Annotated in this window: 15 protein-coding genes; 9 read left to right on the forward strand and 6 right to left on the reverse strand. The window is 48.8% G+C overall.

Going from position 1 to position 17,590, the window contains the following annotated elements; genetic code table 11:
- The first annotated feature begins 12 nt into the window (after positions 1-12).
- The 7 genes from pdxA to PRUB_RS16845 all read left to right on the forward strand — a co-directional run bounded on the left by pdxA (position 13) and on the right by PRUB_RS16845 (position 6,957).
- Positions 13-1,005 carry a 4-hydroxythreonine-4-phosphate dehydrogenase PdxA gene (gene pdxA, locus PRUB_RS16815; protein ID WP_010382609.1) on the forward strand — a complete coding sequence of 331 codons (993 nt, stop codon included), beginning with the start codon at positions 13-15 and terminating at the stop codon, positions 1,003-1,005.
- Positions 1,002-1,808, forward strand: a complete 807-nt coding sequence (rsmA, locus tag PRUB_RS16820; RefSeq protein ID WP_010382610.1) for a 16S rRNA (adenine(1518)-N(6)/adenine(1519)-N(6))-dimethyltransferase RsmA — start codon at positions 1,002-1,004, stop codon at positions 1,806-1,808. The genes pdxA and rsmA overlap by 4 nt, the downstream gene beginning before the upstream one ends.
- On the forward strand, positions 1,792-2,181 hold the full coding sequence (gene apaG / locus PRUB_RS16825) for a Co2+/Mg2+ efflux protein ApaG (RefSeq protein ID WP_010382612.1): 390 nt from the start codon (positions 1,792-1,794) through the stop codon (positions 2,179-2,181). Before rsmA ends, apaG begins: the two co-directional genes overlap by 17 nt.
- Positions 2,181-2,978 (forward strand): symmetrical bis(5'-nucleosyl)-tetraphosphatase, encoded by a 798-nt coding sequence (locus tag PRUB_RS16830; RefSeq protein ID WP_010382614.1) that lies wholly within the window; start codon positions 2,181-2,183, stop codon positions 2,976-2,978. Before apaG ends, PRUB_RS16830 begins: the two co-directional genes overlap by 1 nt.
- A gap of 113 nt (positions 2,979-3,091) precedes the next feature.
- Positions 3,092-5,107 carry a methyl-accepting chemotaxis protein gene (locus PRUB_RS16835; RefSeq protein WP_010382616.1) on the forward strand — a complete coding sequence of 672 codons (2,016 nt, stop codon included), beginning with the start codon at positions 3,092-3,094 and terminating at the stop codon, positions 5,105-5,107.
- A gap of 308 nt (positions 5,108-5,415) precedes the next feature.
- Complete coding sequence (locus PRUB_RS16840; RefSeq protein ID WP_010382618.1) at positions 5,416-6,168, forward strand: hypothetical protein; 753 nt, start codon at positions 5,416-5,418, stop codon at positions 6,166-6,168.
- Positions 6,169-6,177: 9 nt separating this feature from the next.
- Positions 6,178-6,957 (forward strand): hypothetical protein, encoded by a 780-nt coding sequence (locus PRUB_RS16845; protein ID WP_010382620.1) that lies wholly within the window; start codon positions 6,178-6,180, stop codon positions 6,955-6,957.
- A 58-nt stretch (positions 6,958-7,015) separates the two neighbouring features.
- Here the strand turns inward: PRUB_RS16845 and tkt are convergent, their stop codons facing one another.
- Entirely contained in the window at positions 7,016-9,010 is a 1,995-nt protein-coding gene (gene tkt, locus PRUB_RS16850) for a transketolase (protein WP_010382622.1), read from the reverse strand.
- Between the two features lie 361 nt (positions 9,011-9,371).
- On the opposite strand from tkt, the gene metK reads away from it, so the two are divergent.
- On the forward strand, positions 9,372-10,523 hold the full coding sequence (metK, locus tag PRUB_RS16855) for a methionine adenosyltransferase (RefSeq protein ID WP_010382626.1): 1,152 nt from the start codon (positions 9,372-9,374) through the stop codon (positions 10,521-10,523).
- A 63-nt stretch (positions 10,524-10,586) separates the two neighbouring features.
- On the opposite strand, the gene PRUB_RS16860 is transcribed toward metK, so the two are convergent.
- The 3 genes from PRUB_RS16860 to PRUB_RS16870 are packed head-to-tail and all read right to left on the reverse strand — an operon-like array spanning position 10,587 to position 13,682.
- Positions 10,587-11,438 carry an HDOD domain-containing protein gene (locus tag PRUB_RS16860; protein WP_010382627.1) on the reverse strand — a complete coding sequence of 284 codons (852 nt, stop codon included), beginning with the start codon at positions 11,436-11,438 and terminating at the stop codon, positions 10,587-10,589.
- 56 nt (positions 11,439-11,494) lie between these two features.
- Positions 11,495-12,181: an START domain-containing protein gene (locus PRUB_RS16865; RefSeq protein WP_010382628.1), complete on the reverse strand. Its 687-nt coding sequence runs from the start codon at positions 12,179-12,181 to the stop codon at positions 11,495-11,497.
- Positions 12,165-13,682, reverse strand: coding sequence for a CYTH and CHAD domain-containing protein (locus PRUB_RS16870; RefSeq protein ID WP_010382629.1), 1,518 nt, complete (start codon positions 13,680-13,682; stop codon positions 12,165-12,167). The genes PRUB_RS16865 and PRUB_RS16870 overlap by 17 nt, the downstream gene beginning before the upstream one ends.
- Positions 13,683-13,969: 287 nt before the next feature.
- On the opposite strand from PRUB_RS16870, the gene PRUB_RS16875 reads away from it, so the two are divergent.
- Positions 13,970-14,593 carry a TIGR04211 family SH3 domain-containing protein gene (locus PRUB_RS16875; protein WP_010382630.1) on the forward strand — a complete coding sequence of 208 codons (624 nt, stop codon included), beginning with the start codon at positions 13,970-13,972 and terminating at the stop codon, positions 14,591-14,593.
- A 46-nt stretch (positions 14,594-14,639) separates the two neighbouring features.
- Here PRUB_RS16875 and PRUB_RS16880 read toward each other — a convergent pair whose 3' ends face one another.
- Positions 14,640-15,119, reverse strand: coding sequence for an FKBP-type peptidyl-prolyl cis-trans isomerase (locus tag PRUB_RS16880; protein ID WP_010382631.1), 480 nt, complete (start codon positions 15,117-15,119; stop codon positions 14,640-14,642).
- Positions 15,120-15,133: 14 nt separating this feature from the next.
- Positions 15,134-17,566 (reverse strand): Lon protease family protein, encoded by a 2,433-nt coding sequence (locus PRUB_RS16885; protein WP_010382632.1) that lies wholly within the window; start codon positions 17,564-17,566, stop codon positions 15,134-15,136.
- Positions 17,567-17,590: the final 24 nt, after the last annotated feature.

Consider the following 17,590-nt stretch of genomic DNA (forward strand, 5'->3'; position numbering starts at 1 on the left):
AGAAGAACTAAGATGAGTTTAAGAATCGCAATCACCCCCGGCGAGCCGGCAGGGATAGGGCCTGATTTGGTCATCAAACTTGCACAACACGACTGGCCAGCACAGCTGGTCGCGGTTGTGGATAAAGACATCATGCTACAGCGTGCCAGGGAGCTAAATACGACCATTAAGCTCATCCCGTTTGACCCTAATGCACCAGCCGTAGCTGCACCGCCTGGCAGTATTTATTACCTTCAGGTAGACCGCGGCTGTGACGTTACCGCAGGTGAGCTGAACGAGCGCAACGGTCAATATGTCTTGGATACCTTACGTATCGCCTCTGAAAAAAATATGGACGGCACATTCGATGCCGTTGTAACAGGGCCCGTACACAAAGGAATTATTAATCGTGCAGGCATTTCCTTCAGTGGTCACACGGAATATTTTGCACAGCAGTCCAATACGCCTGATGTAGTGATGATGCTTGCCACCGAAGGACTGAGAGTGGCGCTGGTGACAACCCATATTCCGCTGGCTTACGTATCTAAAGCCATTACCCATGAACGACTCACGAAAGTGGCACATATTCTTTATCAGGACTTGCAAACCAAGTTTGGGATTGAGCAGCCAAATGTATTGGTATGCGGGCTAAACCCACATGCTGGTGAAGGTGGTCATCTGGGCAATGAAGAGATTGATACCATAGAGCCGGTGTTGGCCGAGCTCAATGCGCAGGGCATGCATTTTGTTGGCCCGCTCCCTGCAGACACGCTATTTCAGGCGAAATATCTCGAAAATACCGATGCCGTATTGGCAATGTATCACGATCAGGGCTTACCTGTGTTAAAATACAAAGGATTTGGCAATTCGGTAAATATTACACTCGGATTGCCCTTCATCCGCACTTCTGTTGATCATGGCACGGCACTCGATCTTGCCGCCAGTGGCAACGCAGAAGTCGGTAGTTTCGAATTAGCGATCCGCGAAGCAATTAAGCTCGCCACCGAGAAAACACAGAGTTCATGACAGATAAAGTACATTTGGGCCACCGAGCCCGTAAACGCTTCGGCCAAAACTTCCTTAACGACAGCAACATTATCGATAAGATTGTGACGGCCATCGATCCTAAGCCCACAGACAATCTGGTAGAGATAGGTCCAGGCTTAGGCGCCATCACTGAGCCCGTGGTAGAGCTGAGTGACCAGCTAACTGTTGTGGAACTGGATCGCGATCTGGCAGAACGCCTGATCCATCACCCATTTATGGGACCTAAGCTCACGGTACATCAGGGCGACGCCATGAAGTTTGACTTTTCTACGCTGCTGAAAGGCGACGAAAAGCTCAAGATTTTTGGTAACCTGCCCTATAATGTCTCTACACCACTGCTGTTTCATTTATTTGAATTTGCAGATCAGGTTGAGCACATGCATTTCATGCTGCAAAAAGAAGTGGTAAATCGTATGGTTGCCGGACCGGGCAGTAAAGCCTATGGCCGCCTGAGTGTCATGACACAATATTATTGTCATGCTATTCCGGTGATCCAGGTGCCTCCTACGTGCTTTAAACCAGCACCTAAAGTTGACTCTGCGGTTGTAAGGTTGATCCCCAAAGACGCGCAACAACGCAGTGCTAAGAGCACCAAAGTGCTTAACACTGTGTGTCTTGAAGCCTTTAATCAAAGACGTAAAACATTGCGCAACAGTTTATCGAACCTGATGACTGCCGAGCAACTGAGTGACCTTGGGATCGACCCAGGTTTACGTGCCGAAAATATTTCCCTTTCGCAATTTATTGAGATAGCAAACTGGATCTATGACAACAAAGAGTGAGATCGGCTCACCGATCAAAGTATCTGTAGAAGCCTTCTATGTTGAAGGCCAATCTCAGCCAGAAAAAGACAAATATGTCTTTGCCTACACCATCACCATTAAAAATCACAGCTTGTGCAATGCCAAGCTGGAAAGCCGCTATTGGCTGATCACCGACGCCAACGGTAAAGAAACCGAAGTCGAAGGTGATGGCGTCGTCGGTGAACAACCGACGATCCGTCCGGGAGAAAGCTACCAATACACCAGCGGTGCAGTGTTAGATACGCCTGTTGGCACAATGGAAGGCTACTATGTGATGCGCAATGAATTTGGCACTGAATTTCGCGCACCAATCCAGGTATTCAGACTGAGCCGTCCGGATATCCTGCACTAATGGCCAACTATGTGGTCGGTGATCTGCAAGGCTGCTTTGCACCGTTAAAGCAGCTGTTGCAGGAAGTGGCCTTCAACCCAGCCCGTGACCATCTTTATCTGGTCGGCGATATTGTGGCCCGGGGTCCGGATTCACTCGGCTGTCTCGACTTTGTGTTTCGCCATCAGGATTGCGTCACTATCACCCTCGGCAATCACGATTTGCACCTTATCTGTAATGTATTGCTTGGCAAAACGCCCAACCCTAAAGATAAGCTCGACGCCCTATACCAGCACCCCCAATTACCAGATTACCTGACCTTTTTGCGCCGTCAGCCACTGTGTGTGTATCTTGATAACTATCGCACCTTTATTTCTCATGCCGGAATTCACCCTGATTGGGAGATTGAACAAGCCCTGTCATTGGGTCGCTGGGCGCAACAAAAATATCAGGGCGATGAGGCCGGCCAATTTCTGCCCGCGATGTACGGTAAAGAGCCTCATCTGCTACTTGATGCAGACGAACAAAGCCGATTTAATACCATAGTCAATGTCTTTACCCGGATGCGCTTCCTGACTTCGCAGTGGCATCTCGATTTTGACAATAAAGGCACGCTCGATGATGCCGGTGAATTACGTCCCTGGTTTACGCATCCGCGTTTCCAAAACGATGCTAACCGTTACCTTTTTGGGCACTGGGCAGCCTTGCAAGGGATCACAAAAGTCCCCAATGTCACTGCTTTAGATACAGGTTGTGTATGGGGAGGACCGATGACCCTGCTTGATTTAGACGCAAATGAGCAAATTTCGAGCAATTAACTGTTTCTCAGCCGATTTTACTGAATTTTGAATTCACATCTGCTATAAAATACTTAACTATCGCGCAATAAATCCGATAAGCATTCATTCAGCTTTAATTTGATGGTACCCGTATGAATTTGACTGTAAGCCAACGTATCTGGGGTGGTTTTATTATAATCACTCTACTCCTGTTGATGATCGGAGGAAACTCGCTGCTAAGGATCGCCAATATAGATAATTCCACAAGACTGGTTAATTCGCTTTCATTGCCCGCTCTGGACAGCAGTGCTGCGTTACAAATTGAGTTCACTCAAATGAGTAAGCTCGCCCAGGGGAGTTACTTTACGCAATCACCCGATGAACTGAACTCGCTTAAGGCAAAATTCAATGAGCGTCAGCAAGCGTTCAATAAAACCTTTTCTGAGTTAGGTGCTGTGGTTGATCAAGACCCGGGTCTGGCACAAAGCAAACGCCAGGTCGAATCGAGCTTTAACCAATTCTCGACCTCTGTGCAGGACTTGTTGAGTAACAAGGCCCGCGAGCTCATGTTGGTAAAGACACTGAAACAACAACTGGAAGACACAGAAATGGCCGCCGAGGATGCCACTACAGTGGTACTAGATATCCTTGATCTAGACGGCTTACAGGATAATGACAGTCGCGCCTATCAGGCAGCAACAAAATTAGAAAACCTGTTTAGTTCTGCAGTGACAACCAGTACAGATATGATGACCATCAAAGAGCGCAACACGCTGGACATCGTTGACAAGGAGCAAGCCTATGTATTGGAGGAGCTGGAACGCAACATGTCTTTAATGACAGCGACAGTGGCTCAGCTCGACAGCACATTGGTAGACGACTTACAGCAATACTACGATGACCTGTTGACTCAGCTAAAGGGCGCTAATGGCATTTCCAGCAATGTAGGTCAGCTAATCGCGGCACGACAAACAACCCGCACAGAATTAGACACCGCAGAAGCGACCACCAATACCGCACTGAAACAGCTTGGTGAACTGGTTGCACAATCAAAGCAACTGGCGTTTGATATTCAGGATGAAGTACGCGCAGACGTTACCTCTGCAAATATGTGGACCTGGGTTGGGATGATCATGGCTGCTTTGCTGGCAATTGTCATCGCTTACCTCACTGTCAGTCGTATCACTAAACCATTGTCTGAAGTTAATCGCGTCTTAAATATCGTCGCACGTGGCGACATGACCCAGACACTGGATGACTCAGCAAAAGATGAGTTTGGTGAGCTGGCGCGCAGCTGCAACAGCCTCATTGCCAGTTTGCGCGAATTGATCACGGGTATCGTATCCCGCTCAACTCAGCTCGCTGCAGCCTCAGAAGAGACCTCAGCCATTACCATTGAGTCGAGCCAGGCGATTAAGAGTCAGCAATCTCAGGTTGAGCAAGCCGCCACTGCAACCACAGAGATGAGCAGCACAGCCCATGGTGTAAGCAACAGTGCCCATCAGGCGTTGCAGGAAATCAAGAATGCCGATAAAGAGGCCGAGCGCGTTAAGGGTATTTCTCAGGATAACAAACACACCATTGAACAGCTGGCTCATGAAGTCGAAGCGGTGTCCGAAGTAATCAACAAGCTACATCAGGACAGCTCAGCGATTGGCGGTATCCTGGATGTGATCCGCGGTATTGCAGAACAAACTAACCTGCTTGCACTGAATGCCGCCATCGAAGCGGCGCGTGCCGGTGAACAGGGTCGTGGATTTGCGGTAGTTGCCGACGAAGTCCGTTCCCTGGCCAGCAAAACACAGGAATCGACACAAGAAATCCAGGCGATGATCGAGTCGTTGCAAAGCGGTGCAGAAGAAGCCGTCAGCGCGATGTCGAAAGGCCAGCAACAGGCTGAATCCTGTGTCCATCAAAGCGATGTGGCCAATGAAGCACTTAATTCAATCACGGATGCCGTGTCTCGTGCACATGACGTGAGTGAAGAAATTGCCAACGCGGCTAATGAACAGCAACAAGTCTCTCAGGAGATCAGTGAACGTCTTGAATCCATTGTGACCATCGCCGAACAAACGGCTGAAGGCGCGAACCAGACCTCTATTTCAAGCTCAGAAGTGGCCAAGCTAGCCGAAGAGCTGAGACAGTCTGTTGACCAGTTCAGAGTCTGATAACCCGAGATAGTCAAAGTAAAAGGCCCGCTCAATGAGCGGGCCTTTGTTTTTAACGCGGACATCATACCAATTTAGATCCTCAGTATGGCCACTCACTGATGCTTTTAAGTCTGTCAGTAACAAGCGATCACTTTTGATGCTTGAGATGAATAGCTCTTCCTCATTGAAGTCCCCGCCACCACAGTCGCCACTACCGGTATCTGGTATCTGGTATCTGGTATCTGGTATCTGGTATCTGGTATCTACAGTTGTAATTTAAGGGACAATCCTGCAAACTGATGCGGTTTTTAATGGAGTAAAAAATAATGAAAAAAACACTCTCTCTTATCGCTTTATCAACTTTACTTGGTGGCTGCTACTCCAGCCCTGAATCTCTAAACAGTATGGCGCGCTTTCATAGTCCCGAAGTGAATAAAGCCCCATTTAAGCTCAGTATGTCGCTAGGCACCGATACTTCCAATGTGGTTGCGTTGAACGCAAACCATGAAGTGACTGAAGATTCACATTTGCGCGCTGCTGCAGAACTGTCTTTGGGTCACGGCTTCGAGTTTGGCTGGGCAGCCGGCGGAGAAGGCAAGTATAGCCTCAAATACCAGTTCTATGGCAAAGGCCGCGAGGAGGCCAGTAGCGGCGATATCTCTCTTGCTATGAGTATTGGTTATGTCAGTGGCGATGACTCCGGGGTAGAAGCTGGCAACTTTGTCGGCTTTCAGGAGTATAATAAGTCCCATTGGGAATTTGATAAAAACGCCATTGATGTGGCACTGATCAGTGGCTATCGACTCACCCCCGACCTCTTAGTATATGGCAGCGTGTTTTATCAGGATGGCGAGATTGATGGTCGCTATTACATCAAAGACCCTAGCCTCTGCACAACCGGGTGCAAAACGGATCCCATCAACAGTGACGGTAAAAACTATGGCGTCAGTGTCGCACTGGAATATGCTTTCACACGCAACGTATTTGGTACGCTTGAAGCAACCTTGCACCAGGCAGACTGGTTTGACAGAACCAAGTCTGAATCTTCTGCAAACTTGAATGTAGGCTATCGGTTTTAACAACACAGTATGAAAAAAATAACCCCCTCAATTGCGCTCATTGCCAGCGCGTTGCTAAGTGCCTGTTCTACACCACCCGCAGTACACTCTCATCTGGCACGCTTTGATGCGCCAGAGGTTGCTAATACACCACTTATCATCAACTATAAGCTTGGAACAAACAAAACCAATGTGATACCCAGAGACACAGGTGAACCAATCCATGACGAAGAAGACCTATACCTTGGGGCTGATATCACCCTAAGTCACGGATTTGAATTCAATGCTGAGGTCAGCCCATCGTCTCCGACATTCGGTTACGGCCTGAAATACCAACTGTCAGGGGAATCGCGCGAAGAGGCCAAACCTGGCAATATCTCTCATGCGATTTCAGTGGCTTACCATGCCTCGGGGAATGGCGAAGGAAACGATGACCAGGGCAACCATTACTCACAGAGTTTAGCCCTCTACGATATTGCCTGGATCAGTGGATATCGACTGACGCCACAATGGCTGTTGTATGGCAGCTTGTTTTACCAACGCGGCAACCTGGAAGTCAGTTACAACCCGGATGACCATCGCAGTCACTGTCAGCAGAACTGCCTGAGCGGTACCCTGTACGAACAAACCAGCAGCAATTATGGACTAAGCCTGAGTACCGAGTATCAGCCATTTCAGTATGTCTTTGTGACGCTCGAAGGCACTTATCTGCATGCCGACTGGTACAACCGGGACGAAAGCGAACTGGCGCTCAACGCTGCAGTAACCATACAATTTACCCCTGAAGAAGTATTAAAGGGGCTTTTTTAAGCCACAAAAAAGCCGTTTAAGTTTCCTTAAACGGCTTTTTCAATGCTAGCGTTTGAGCTTAGTTGAACAAGGCATTCGCCTTAGCAACCACATTCTCAACCGTGAAGCCAAAATGCTTGAACAGCTCAGCCGCAGGCGCTGACTCACCAAAAGTACTCATGCCCACTACTGCACCATTCAGGCCTACATACTTGTACCAGTAGTCTTCGATACCCGCTTCAATCGCAACACGACGTGTCACGGCAGCTGGCAATACTGACTCTTTATACTCAGAAGATTGTGCATCGAACGCATCGGTAGATGGCATAGACACAACACGTACGCGCTTGCCACTGTCACGAAGCTGAGCTGCTGCTTCTACAGCCAACTGAACTTCTGAACCAGTTGCAATCAGGATAAGCTCAGGCTCACCGTCACAGCTCAGCACATAACCACCTTGCTTAATGGCTGCTACCTGCTCGTCACTACGCGCCTGTTGCTCAAGCCCCTGACGGGTAAATACCAGTGACGTAGGACCATCTTTACGTTCAATAGCTTGCTGCCAGGCAACCGCAGATTCAACCTGGTCACACGGACGCCAGTTAACCAGATTTGGTGTCATGCGCATGCTTGCAAGCTGCTCCACCGGCTGGTGTGTCGGGCCATCTTCACCCAGACCGATTGAATCGTGAGTGTAAACGAAAATACTTGGTTGCTTCATCAATGCAGCCATACGCACTGCGTTACGCGCGTATTCCATGAACATCAGGAAGGTCGCACCGTAAGGAATGAAGCCTTTGTGCAAAGCAATACCATTCATGATGGCTGACATGCCGAATTCACGTACACCATAGAAGATGTAGTTACCTGACGCATCGTCAGCGCTCAGACCTTTAGAGCCGTCCCACAAAGTCAGGTTTGAACCCGCCAGGTCCGCAGAACCACCCATAAATTCAGGTAGCAATGGACCAAACGCATTCAATGCATTTTGTGACGCTTTACGGGTCGCCGGATTGGCTGGGTTAGCCTGTAACTGTGCAATGTACTCTGCACTTTTCTGTGCCCAGTCAGCAGGTAACTCGCCTTTGGTACGACGTTCAAACTCTGCCGCCAGTTCAGGGTAATGCATCTGGTACTCAGTGAATTTAACCAGCCATTCGCTCTGAATTTGTTGACCGTGCGCCGCAGCATCCCATTTAGCGTACACTGACTCTGGAATATCAAATGCTTCGTGCTCCCAGCCCAGGAATTCGCGTGCCGCTTTAATCTCGTCGTCACCCAGCGGTGCACCGTGACAATCATGGCTACCCGACTTGTTTGGCGAGCCGTAACCAATGACTGTCTTACAGCAGATCAGGGTTGGCTTATCTGATTCAGCGCGCGCCGCTTCGATTGCAGCCGTGATCGCCTCGCTGTCATGACCGTCTACATCTGCAATCACATGCCAGCCATATGCTTCGAAACGTTTTGGTGTATCGTCGCTAAACCAGCCTTCCACTTCACCGTCAATAGAAATGCCGTTGTCATCCCAAAATGCGATAAGCTTGCCCAGGCCCAGAGTGCCTGCCAAAGAACACGCTTCGTGAGAAATACCTTCCATCAAACAGCCATCGCCTAAAAAGGCATACGTGTAGTGGTTCACGATGTCGTATTCATCGCGGTTAAACTGTGCTGCCAGTGCTTTTTCGGCAATCGCCATACCTACCGCATTGGTGATACCCTGGCCCAGAGGTCCAGTCGTGGTTTCGATACCTGGAGCATAACCATACTCAGGGTGGCCAGGCGTTTTGGAATGCATCTGGCGGAAGTTTTTCAGTTCATCGATCGACAGATCATAACCAGACAAATGCAACAGAGAATAAATGAGCATGGAGCCATGGCCATTTGATAATACAAAACGGTCACGATCGACCCAATCTGGGTTATTTGGGTTGTGCTTTAAATAATCGCGCCACAATACCTCTGCGATATCGGCCATACCCATTGGGGCACCCGGGTGACCGGATTTGGCCTTTTGAACTGCGTCCATGGACAGAACGCGTATGGCATTTGCAAGTTCTTTGCGAGATGGCATGAAGTCTCCTACTTTTTTTGTCATTTGAGTGGCAAATCTGTACCTAATATACCCGTGTGGCGACGTTGTCACGTTTACCTTAATGTGTGGCAATTCAATGCATGACACGCCGAAATGCAGGTAACTCGATTAGAAAATTGGTCCCCATTCTTACCTATTAGGGTAACCACTGCAATTAAAAATCAATGAAATCTTAGCGTCATTGGGGACTTTTTTACTGCGTTTTTCGCAAAGGTTTAAAATTAGACGTCTAGGCGTAAAAAAGCTATGCAGCCGAGCGCGTTTTCGATAATATATCGCTCTGATTTTTTCGCGCTATTCCTGTTGTTTGTGAAGCGCAATATTTGTGAGCATAAATACAATGGCAAAACATTTATTTACTTCTGAATCTGTTTCTGAGGGTCATCCGGATAAAATCGCCGATCAGATCTCTGATGCGGTACTAGATGCTATCCTTGAGCAAGATCCAAAAGCACGTGTTGCGTGTGAAACTTACGTAAAAACCGGCATGGTGATGGTCGGTGGTGAAATCACCACTAGCGCCTGGGTTGATATTGAAGAACTAACGCGTAAAACGGTACGCGAAATTGGCTACACTCATTCAGATATGGGTTTTGACGCCGACTCGTGTGCAATTCTGAACACCATTGGTAAACAATCACCAGACATCAACCAGGGTGTTGACCGTACTCGTCCTGAAGAACAAGGCGCGGGTGACCAGGGTCTCATGTTTGGTTATGCCTGTAACGAAACCGACGTATTAATGCCGGCACCAATCACTTACTCACACCGTCTGGTTCAACGTCAGGCACAGGTGCGTAAAGATGGTACTCTGCCTTGGTTGCGTCCAGACGCTAAGTCACAGGTAACATTTGCCTATGAAAATGGCAAAGCAGTGGGTATTGACGCAGTTGTTCTGTCAACGCAGCACTGTGATTCAGTTTCTCAGGATGATCTGGTTGAAGCGGTGATGGAAACCATCATCAAACCAGTACTGCCCGCTGAGCTAATCACTGAAGCAACCAAGTTTTTCATCAACCCAACTGGCCGTTTCGTTATCGGTGGTCCAATGGGTGACTGTGGTCTGACTGGCCGTAAAATCATCGTAGATACATACGGTGGTATGGCACGTCACGGTGGTGGTGCATTCTCAGGTAAAGATCCATCAAAAGTTGACCGCTCAGCCGCTTATGCAGCACGTTATGTTGCTAAGAACATCGTTGCAGCAGGCCTTGCGGACAAATGTGAAATCCAGGTGTCTTATGCAATTGGTGTTGCTGAGCCAACGTCTATCAGTGTTGAAACCTTCGGCACAGGTAAACTAGAAGAAGCGCGTCTGATCGAATTGATCCGCGACCACTTCGACCTGCGTCCTTACGGCCTGATCACTATGCTGGACCTTGAACGTCCAATCTACCAGCCGACTGCGGCATACGGTCACTTCGGCCGTAATGAATTCCCGTGGGAAGCAACCGACAAAGCAGAAGCACTTAAAGCAGCTGCTGGTCTATAATTGTAAACTCAGATTTACAGATAAGGCGCCTTAGGGCGCCTTTTGTTTTGCAATTCGAAATAATTAATTCCCGGAAATCAAAAACTCTTCAATATCTTCTTTAATATCCACATAATCATCATCGTGAATATTTAAGACAATCATTATCTTATCTTTAAATGCATGCCAGTCGGCACAATTGCGAAAGTATTTACCTTCAAACGCGAGGTTTTCTGCCAGCTTAAGAATGGCAAAGGCCTGTTGTTCGCTCTCATCATGCTCTTCTTCCAGATACTGCGGATCATGATGGCGTAAGATAATCTGACACATGGATTTGGGGATATTCCAGGAGCTCGCAAGATAGTAACCCACCACCGCATGATTGGTCGGATACAGCTCCTCCTCATAATGGGCCAGAGTATATTCGGGCCGCTGAATGGCGCGTGTCATGACCTCTTTGTAATTGTCATAGCGCATTGCCATGGCCGGTATTCCGGCATCATGAAACAAACCAAGCAACTGCAAGTTCTCAATGGGGACGTTCGCGCGCACCCGTTTACCAATTAGCATGGCTATCTGCGAAATATCAATGGCATTGTCCCAGAAGCGCTCTAAGGAAATACAGCAAAGACTCTGGTCGAACGCTTCTTTCAATAAGTACCCGGTAACAATCTGTGTGATGCTATTGAGCCCCAGAAACATCACCGCCTGTTTAATGTCAGACACCGTCCTGGACATCCCATAGGCCGGCGAATTAATCACCTTTAGCACCGCGGCCGATGTTGCGACATCTTGTGAAATGATGTTCGCAACGCGATTTAACTCAGGCTCTTCACTATTGAGTTCATTCTGGATGTGCTCCAGAACTTCAGGCTTTGCAGGCAGATTAAAACCGGAGCGCAACTCCGCCAGTGTTTTTTCATCGATATTAAGCATAACAGCAAACAAGTCAGGCTAGTTTGATTTTAGTGTAGACGATGATTGAGTGATGATCATTCAAACGGGCAGGTATTTGCGGGCGTAATGGCCCAGCCCTCTGCGTTGTGCATCCGCACCGGCAACAAAGCATGCAGTGCGTTAAACGATATGCGTGTATTGCGCAGCGCCACTTTGTCGACAAACCACTGCGGCGCATCGCCCTGAATATCTGCCGAGATCTGGTAGTCTATCTCAACGGCATTGTCTCGTTCCGTCAGAACCCATTGCACTATGACAGGTTCAATGCGGATCATTCCCGGCTCGGACGGGTACTCAGCGACTGAACGTATCTTGAGCTCATAACTGGCGGGGGACTTTTGCAATAAACAGGCATGCGTCACCATATCTCGCTTGCGCAGTGGCCAGGGCAAATCAAAGTGGGTCAAAACCAGCGCCTGACTTGGCGCAGGACGAGACAAAATTGTGACGGCGCTAACATGCTTAACCCACTGGGAAACACGAGTGGTATCGTGCAGCAGGTTAATCACCGATTTTGCGCTGACGCCCGGCCATTTTCCGGTGACACGGATCCGCATAGGTTGGTCGGGTAACTTCTGATAGCTAATAGAAAATAAAGAGGAATGATGCCAGGGCTGCCAACTTATCTGGCTCTGCGCACTGTGACCAGAAGCCGCAAAGCAGACCAGCCACAGCAGTATGCCCGGGCATGCCAGGCGACATGTATTACCAGTAGGGTTCACTGTTTAACGAAGCCTGACGGCTTTGTTCCATCGCACTGACCAGGAAATCGGCCTTTTGTTGCAACCACACCAGGATATCCTGCAAAGCCTCATTAGGCTGACCTTCACACAACTTACGAAGATAAAACAGGGTTTCCAACTCATAAATACCATAGACAATATCAACCCAGGGCGCTCTGAACGCCTGACGGGTTTCTTTGTCGTATAATTTACCCAAACAGTGACCACTTAGCAGCATGTTTTCCAGCGGCTGACGGCACTCAAGATACTCTTTCACTGTCATGGTCCGATCAGCCGGATAAAGTGTCGTTATCTTGTTCCAGTCATGGTCGTAGGCACGTTTAGCCAAGGTCTCGACCGGACTTTGCGCAGCCGTAATAGCGTTCTGGTCCCAGTTTTTACGCCACGATTTATCCAGTAACCAGCGAGTTAGAGCCAAAATCAAACGATTGTATCGCGAACAATGGAACAGATCTTCTATGTCTGTCACGGTTGGCTGAACATCTTTCATATCGGCAATGACCTGAGCCAGTTCAGGGGCATTGGAGATCCGCTTGTAATAGGCATGTCGCTTTGAAGTATAAGTTTTCAGGTGAATGGCATTTTCCACCCAACCGAGCTCTGACAATAGCCACTTCAGTTCTTTGCGCAAAAATTCCGTTGACGATTTGTCAACAAACTCCTCAAATAACCAAAATGCATGACGAATTAGGCTGACACCATCAATGACACGCTTCAGCGTTTTAAGACTCGGCGCATCGAGATAACACTGCTCGTGTTTCTGCACAAACTGAATACCATGGTTGACGGTTGCAACCAGCGCTTGCTCTTGTGAGCAGTCTCGAGGCAGTTTAATCACCCCGAGGGTTTTATTTGCCTTGAGCGGTTTATCATCGGCAATACGGTAGCCTCTTGCCGCCTTGGAGTATAATCCGAGTCTGAGGCCAATATGCTGTAACAAGTGATCGGCCAGCAGAAATAAATCATCTCTGTCGCCGTCAATCAATTCAATTTCTAGCTCAGAGATAGGTTCAACAGCGCCCTGTGCACTGATCTCGCCTTTGTCCAATACCACCTCAATCTCACTGCCAGCCTCAGTTTCAATCAGCCAGGTACGGCGAATAAAGTTGGTGCTAAAGATTGGAAACAGATTACTGGCGATTGATTCCAGCTGCACACCCATAGGCCAAATACTGCTGTCAAAGGCATGAATATCTGGTCGACTGCCCTGAATGGGTAAATTGTATTCTGGACGCTGATGCAACCCACCAACCACTTCACCCGCAAGCTTGATCGTCTGCTCGCAGTCGTCATCATTGCAGCGTGTGCGCAAGCCTATGTCTAATGCACGTAACTCCCGGCTGGGGGTATCAAAGTAGGCATTTTTCAGATTTTTAGCGGGCTTGTTGCTGACTTTTTTAGCAAACTGGGTAATAAGGGCTGGGATCAGCGGAACTTCATTGTCTGAAACCAAAAATTTCAGTTCTATCTCAGTGTCCATCAGGGGTGTGATTTACCTATGTAATTTTCGAACCTCCAAAATATACAAAGGGTCCGCACTTTGCAAACCTTTTAGTAATTATTAGCGCATTATCACCACCAATCCCAACCGGTTTCGTCAATTACAGGTGTAAACATGTACACCTATCTTCACCGTCAACGCCCTCACAACTGAGCTGAAAACCACCTGTTCACCATTTTCCTGCAAAACCTGCCCCTTGCCTTTGCGCCGGGAAATCCCTACTATTTTGTTAACTTTATAACGATATCAATATTTAAGGCCTGCAAATGCTGAAAAATATCGCTTTGCCGCTGCTGCTGTCTGTGCTCTCATTGAGCGCAATGGCGGAGCAAACCGAGCTGCAAAATGAGCCCACAGAGGCGCAGTCAGCAACTGACAATAATGGCTATATTGTCGACGATTTATACTTATTCATGCACACCGGACCGGGCAAGAATTATCGCATTCTGGGCTCTGTTGAAGCCGGAAGCCCGATCACCATCCTCAATGCAGAGCAAGACAATTTTATCCAAATCAGAGATGACAAAGCACGCGAAGGATGGGTAGAAAGCCAATTTGTCACATCAGAGCCGGGGTTGCGTCAACGACTCGACAGTGCCAATCTGGCACTCAGCGATAGCAGCAATGAACTCAATACGTTGCAAAGCCAAATTCCACAACTGGAACAGGCTAATCTACAATTACAACAAGATAATGAGGCGCTAAAAAACAATATCACTGAGTTGGAAAAAGCGCTTGAAGCTCAGGTAGAGGCAAGCAAAAACAAAGCACAAACAGAACAGCACATGCTATTAAGCTATGGTGGCGGTATTGCCATTGCAGGCATTCTGATTGGTGTGATATTAACCCTGGTGTTGTCGCGACGTAAGCGCTACGACGGCTGGGCGTAATCAATCACCAATTAAAAAAGGCCATTACGGCCTTTTTTAATTTCTGTTACTCAATACCCAGTAACTCAACTTCAAAAATCAACAGTGACCCCGGCGCTATTTTCCCGGCTGCTCTGTCACCATAACCCAGCTCAGGTCCGATGAAGAAACGGTACTTATCACCCACCGTCATTAACTGAACGCCTTCTGTCCAGCCTGCTATCACCTGATTCAGCCCAAAGCTAATTGACTCTCCGCGCGCCACTGAGCTATCAAACACGGAACCGTCCAGTAAAGTGCCATGATAATGCACAGTCACTTTATCGGTGGGGCCAGGATGGACATCCCCGTCTCCTTTGCTGATCACTTCATATTGCAGGCCTGACTGAGTAGTCGTGATCCCCGGCTTTTGCCCGTTTTGCGCCAAAAACTCAGCGGCTTCAATACGATTGCCTGCCGCCGCCTGTTTTTGCTGTTTGCCATTTTTAAAAATAAGCCATCCCAGCACGACGATGACCAGGACGAGAACAATATTGGTTGTTGACATAGTGACTACCTAAATTATGAATGATCTTTTTCTTGTTCAGTGGACGAGTCGCTCTCAGGGTCTTTGTCGTCGCCGTTAACCACGTCGGCAATTTGCGCAAGGCGAGCCAGTGCCAATGCATTGATACTTTGATCCGGATACTGGCCATTCACCAGCGCTCCCGCTTCTCGTTGCATCAACAAAGACAAGGCCTCATCCACCGTCGCGACCGCGAAAATATGGAACCGGCCTTGCTGTGCCGCCGCCAGCACTTCGTCATCCAGTACCAGGTTGATCAGGTTTGAGCGAGGAATGATCACGCCCTGGCGCCCGGTCAGACCGCGCATTTTGCACAACTTAAAGAAGCCTTCGATCTTTTCATTGACCCCGCCAACGGCCTGCACCTCACCATGCTGATTAATTGAGCCCGTCAGGGCCAGAGACTGATCGATAGGCAGCTGAGTAATGGCAGACAGTAAGCCACAGAGTTCGGCCAAAGACGCACTGTCACCGTCAATAAAACCGTAACTTTGCTCAATGGCAATATTGGCGCTGAGTGTCAGACTAAAGCTCTGCGCATACTTGTTACCCAGGTAACCGGTCAACAGCATCACCCCTTTGGAGTGGATAGACTTACCCAGCTCCGCTTCGCGCTCAACATCTATCACCCCATCTGCGCCAGCATACACAGTTGCAGTAATACGCGCTGGGGTACCAAAAGCCGTATCACCAATGTGCAGCACTGTCAGGCCGTTCACTTTACCCACGGCTTCACCATCTGTGGCGATGAGCGTGTGGCCCTCTTCAATATCACTTAGCATATTCTCACTCAGCTGGCCGGTGCGATACTGTTTGCCGACAATGGCTTCATCGATATGCGGCGCATCAATCTCGTTCAGCCCATCCTGTTTAGCGTAATAGCTTGCCTCTGCCACCAGTTCCAGTACGTCCGCAAACCGCGCCGACAGCTTATTCTGGTGCTCTGCCTGACGATAACTAAACTTCAGTAAACGCGCCAGCGCCTCGCCGGTCAGTGTACACTTCAAAGTCTGCTCGCAGTACTCCTGCACCTTAGTGACAAACTGATATTGTAGCCGGTCACTGTCCGGCAGATAGTAGTCAAAATCGGCCAGTACCCGGAACAATTCACCGAACTCTTCGTCGTACTCACCAATGGTGTAATACAAATCACGCGAGCCCAGCAGAATGATCTTTACATCCAGCGGGATCAGCTGAGGTTTAAGGGTAAAGCTGCTGCCCACCGAGCTGTCCTGATAGGGCAAGTCGTTTTTAATCTGGTGCGTTTTCAAAGACAGTTTGAGTCCATCCCAGACCTGTGCATTGGCCAGCACTTTGTCGGCGTCCATGATCAGGTAACCGCCATTGGCGCGGTGCAATGCACCCGGCTGAATAGAGCGATAACTGGTGATCAGGGTTCCATGGGCGTTGGCATATTCAATTTTGCCAAAGATATTGCCAAAGGTCGGGTTAGGCTCGTACACCACTGGCGCGGCCTGCCCTTCTTTAAACTCCACCAGAATATTAGGTGCGAAGAAGTCGCTCAGCATGCCCTTAGCGTCAAAATCGTCTTTGCTCTCTTCTGACGCGCTATCGTCATCGAGCCAGTCGAGCACAGCATCGACAATTTCTACGCGTAAATCTTTGAGATAGCGGATCACACCAATGTGGCTGGCATACTTGTGCTCCAGTGCCTTCAGCAGAGGCTTAGTCGCCAGCTCAATGGTGGTTTTCTTGAGCTCACGGAGCTTTTCTGACGACTCCCGCTTCCAGCGCGGTAGTTCAATGAGCGCTTCAATCAGGCAATCTTCGAGCTTTTCAATGGCATCGAAGAAGTGTTCCTGAACAGCCTCCTCCAGTGCCATAAATTCAGCATCATCAAGCGCTTTGCCATCCACCACAGGGGCAAAACTCACCACCCCTTTTTCTTCCATCATAGCAACGCTTTTCTTCGCGGCCAGTTCTTCCACCGCACTCAGGGCAGCGTTGTATTTGTTGTCAAAGTCCCTGTCGAGCGACTTTTTCTTACGCTGATAACCCGGGTTATCAAATGCAGCCGGAAACGTATCCACGACTTCGTCGAGGAAAGAATCAATGTCGTCAGCCAGGACCTTGCTCTCGCCCGCCTGCATAAACAAGGCAATGGGCTCTCTGTGGTCGTCGTAGTTATTGACATACAACCATTCTTTGGGGGTCGGTCGGGTTTTACAATGGGCTTCGAGTTTATCTTTCACCATGGTGAATCGACCCGTTGCCGCTTCGCCCATGACAAACACATTGTAGCCGGGCAACTCCATACCCAGCGCAAAATCCAGCGCACTTTGCGCCCGATTCTGACCGATAAAAGGTAAAGGATCCGGATAAGGATTTTGCATGCACGTGGAGATGTGTGGCAAAGACACACTGGGAGCCAGCTGTTCGCTGCTCAAAGGCTTAATGGTTTTCGTCATTCCTAACTTCTTTCTCTTGGCCGG

Origin of the sequence: Pseudoalteromonas rubra (assembly GCF_000238295.3) — a bacterium.
Classification (GTDB): domain Bacteria; phylum Pseudomonadota; class Gammaproteobacteria; order Enterobacterales; family Alteromonadaceae; genus Pseudoalteromonas; species Pseudoalteromonas rubra.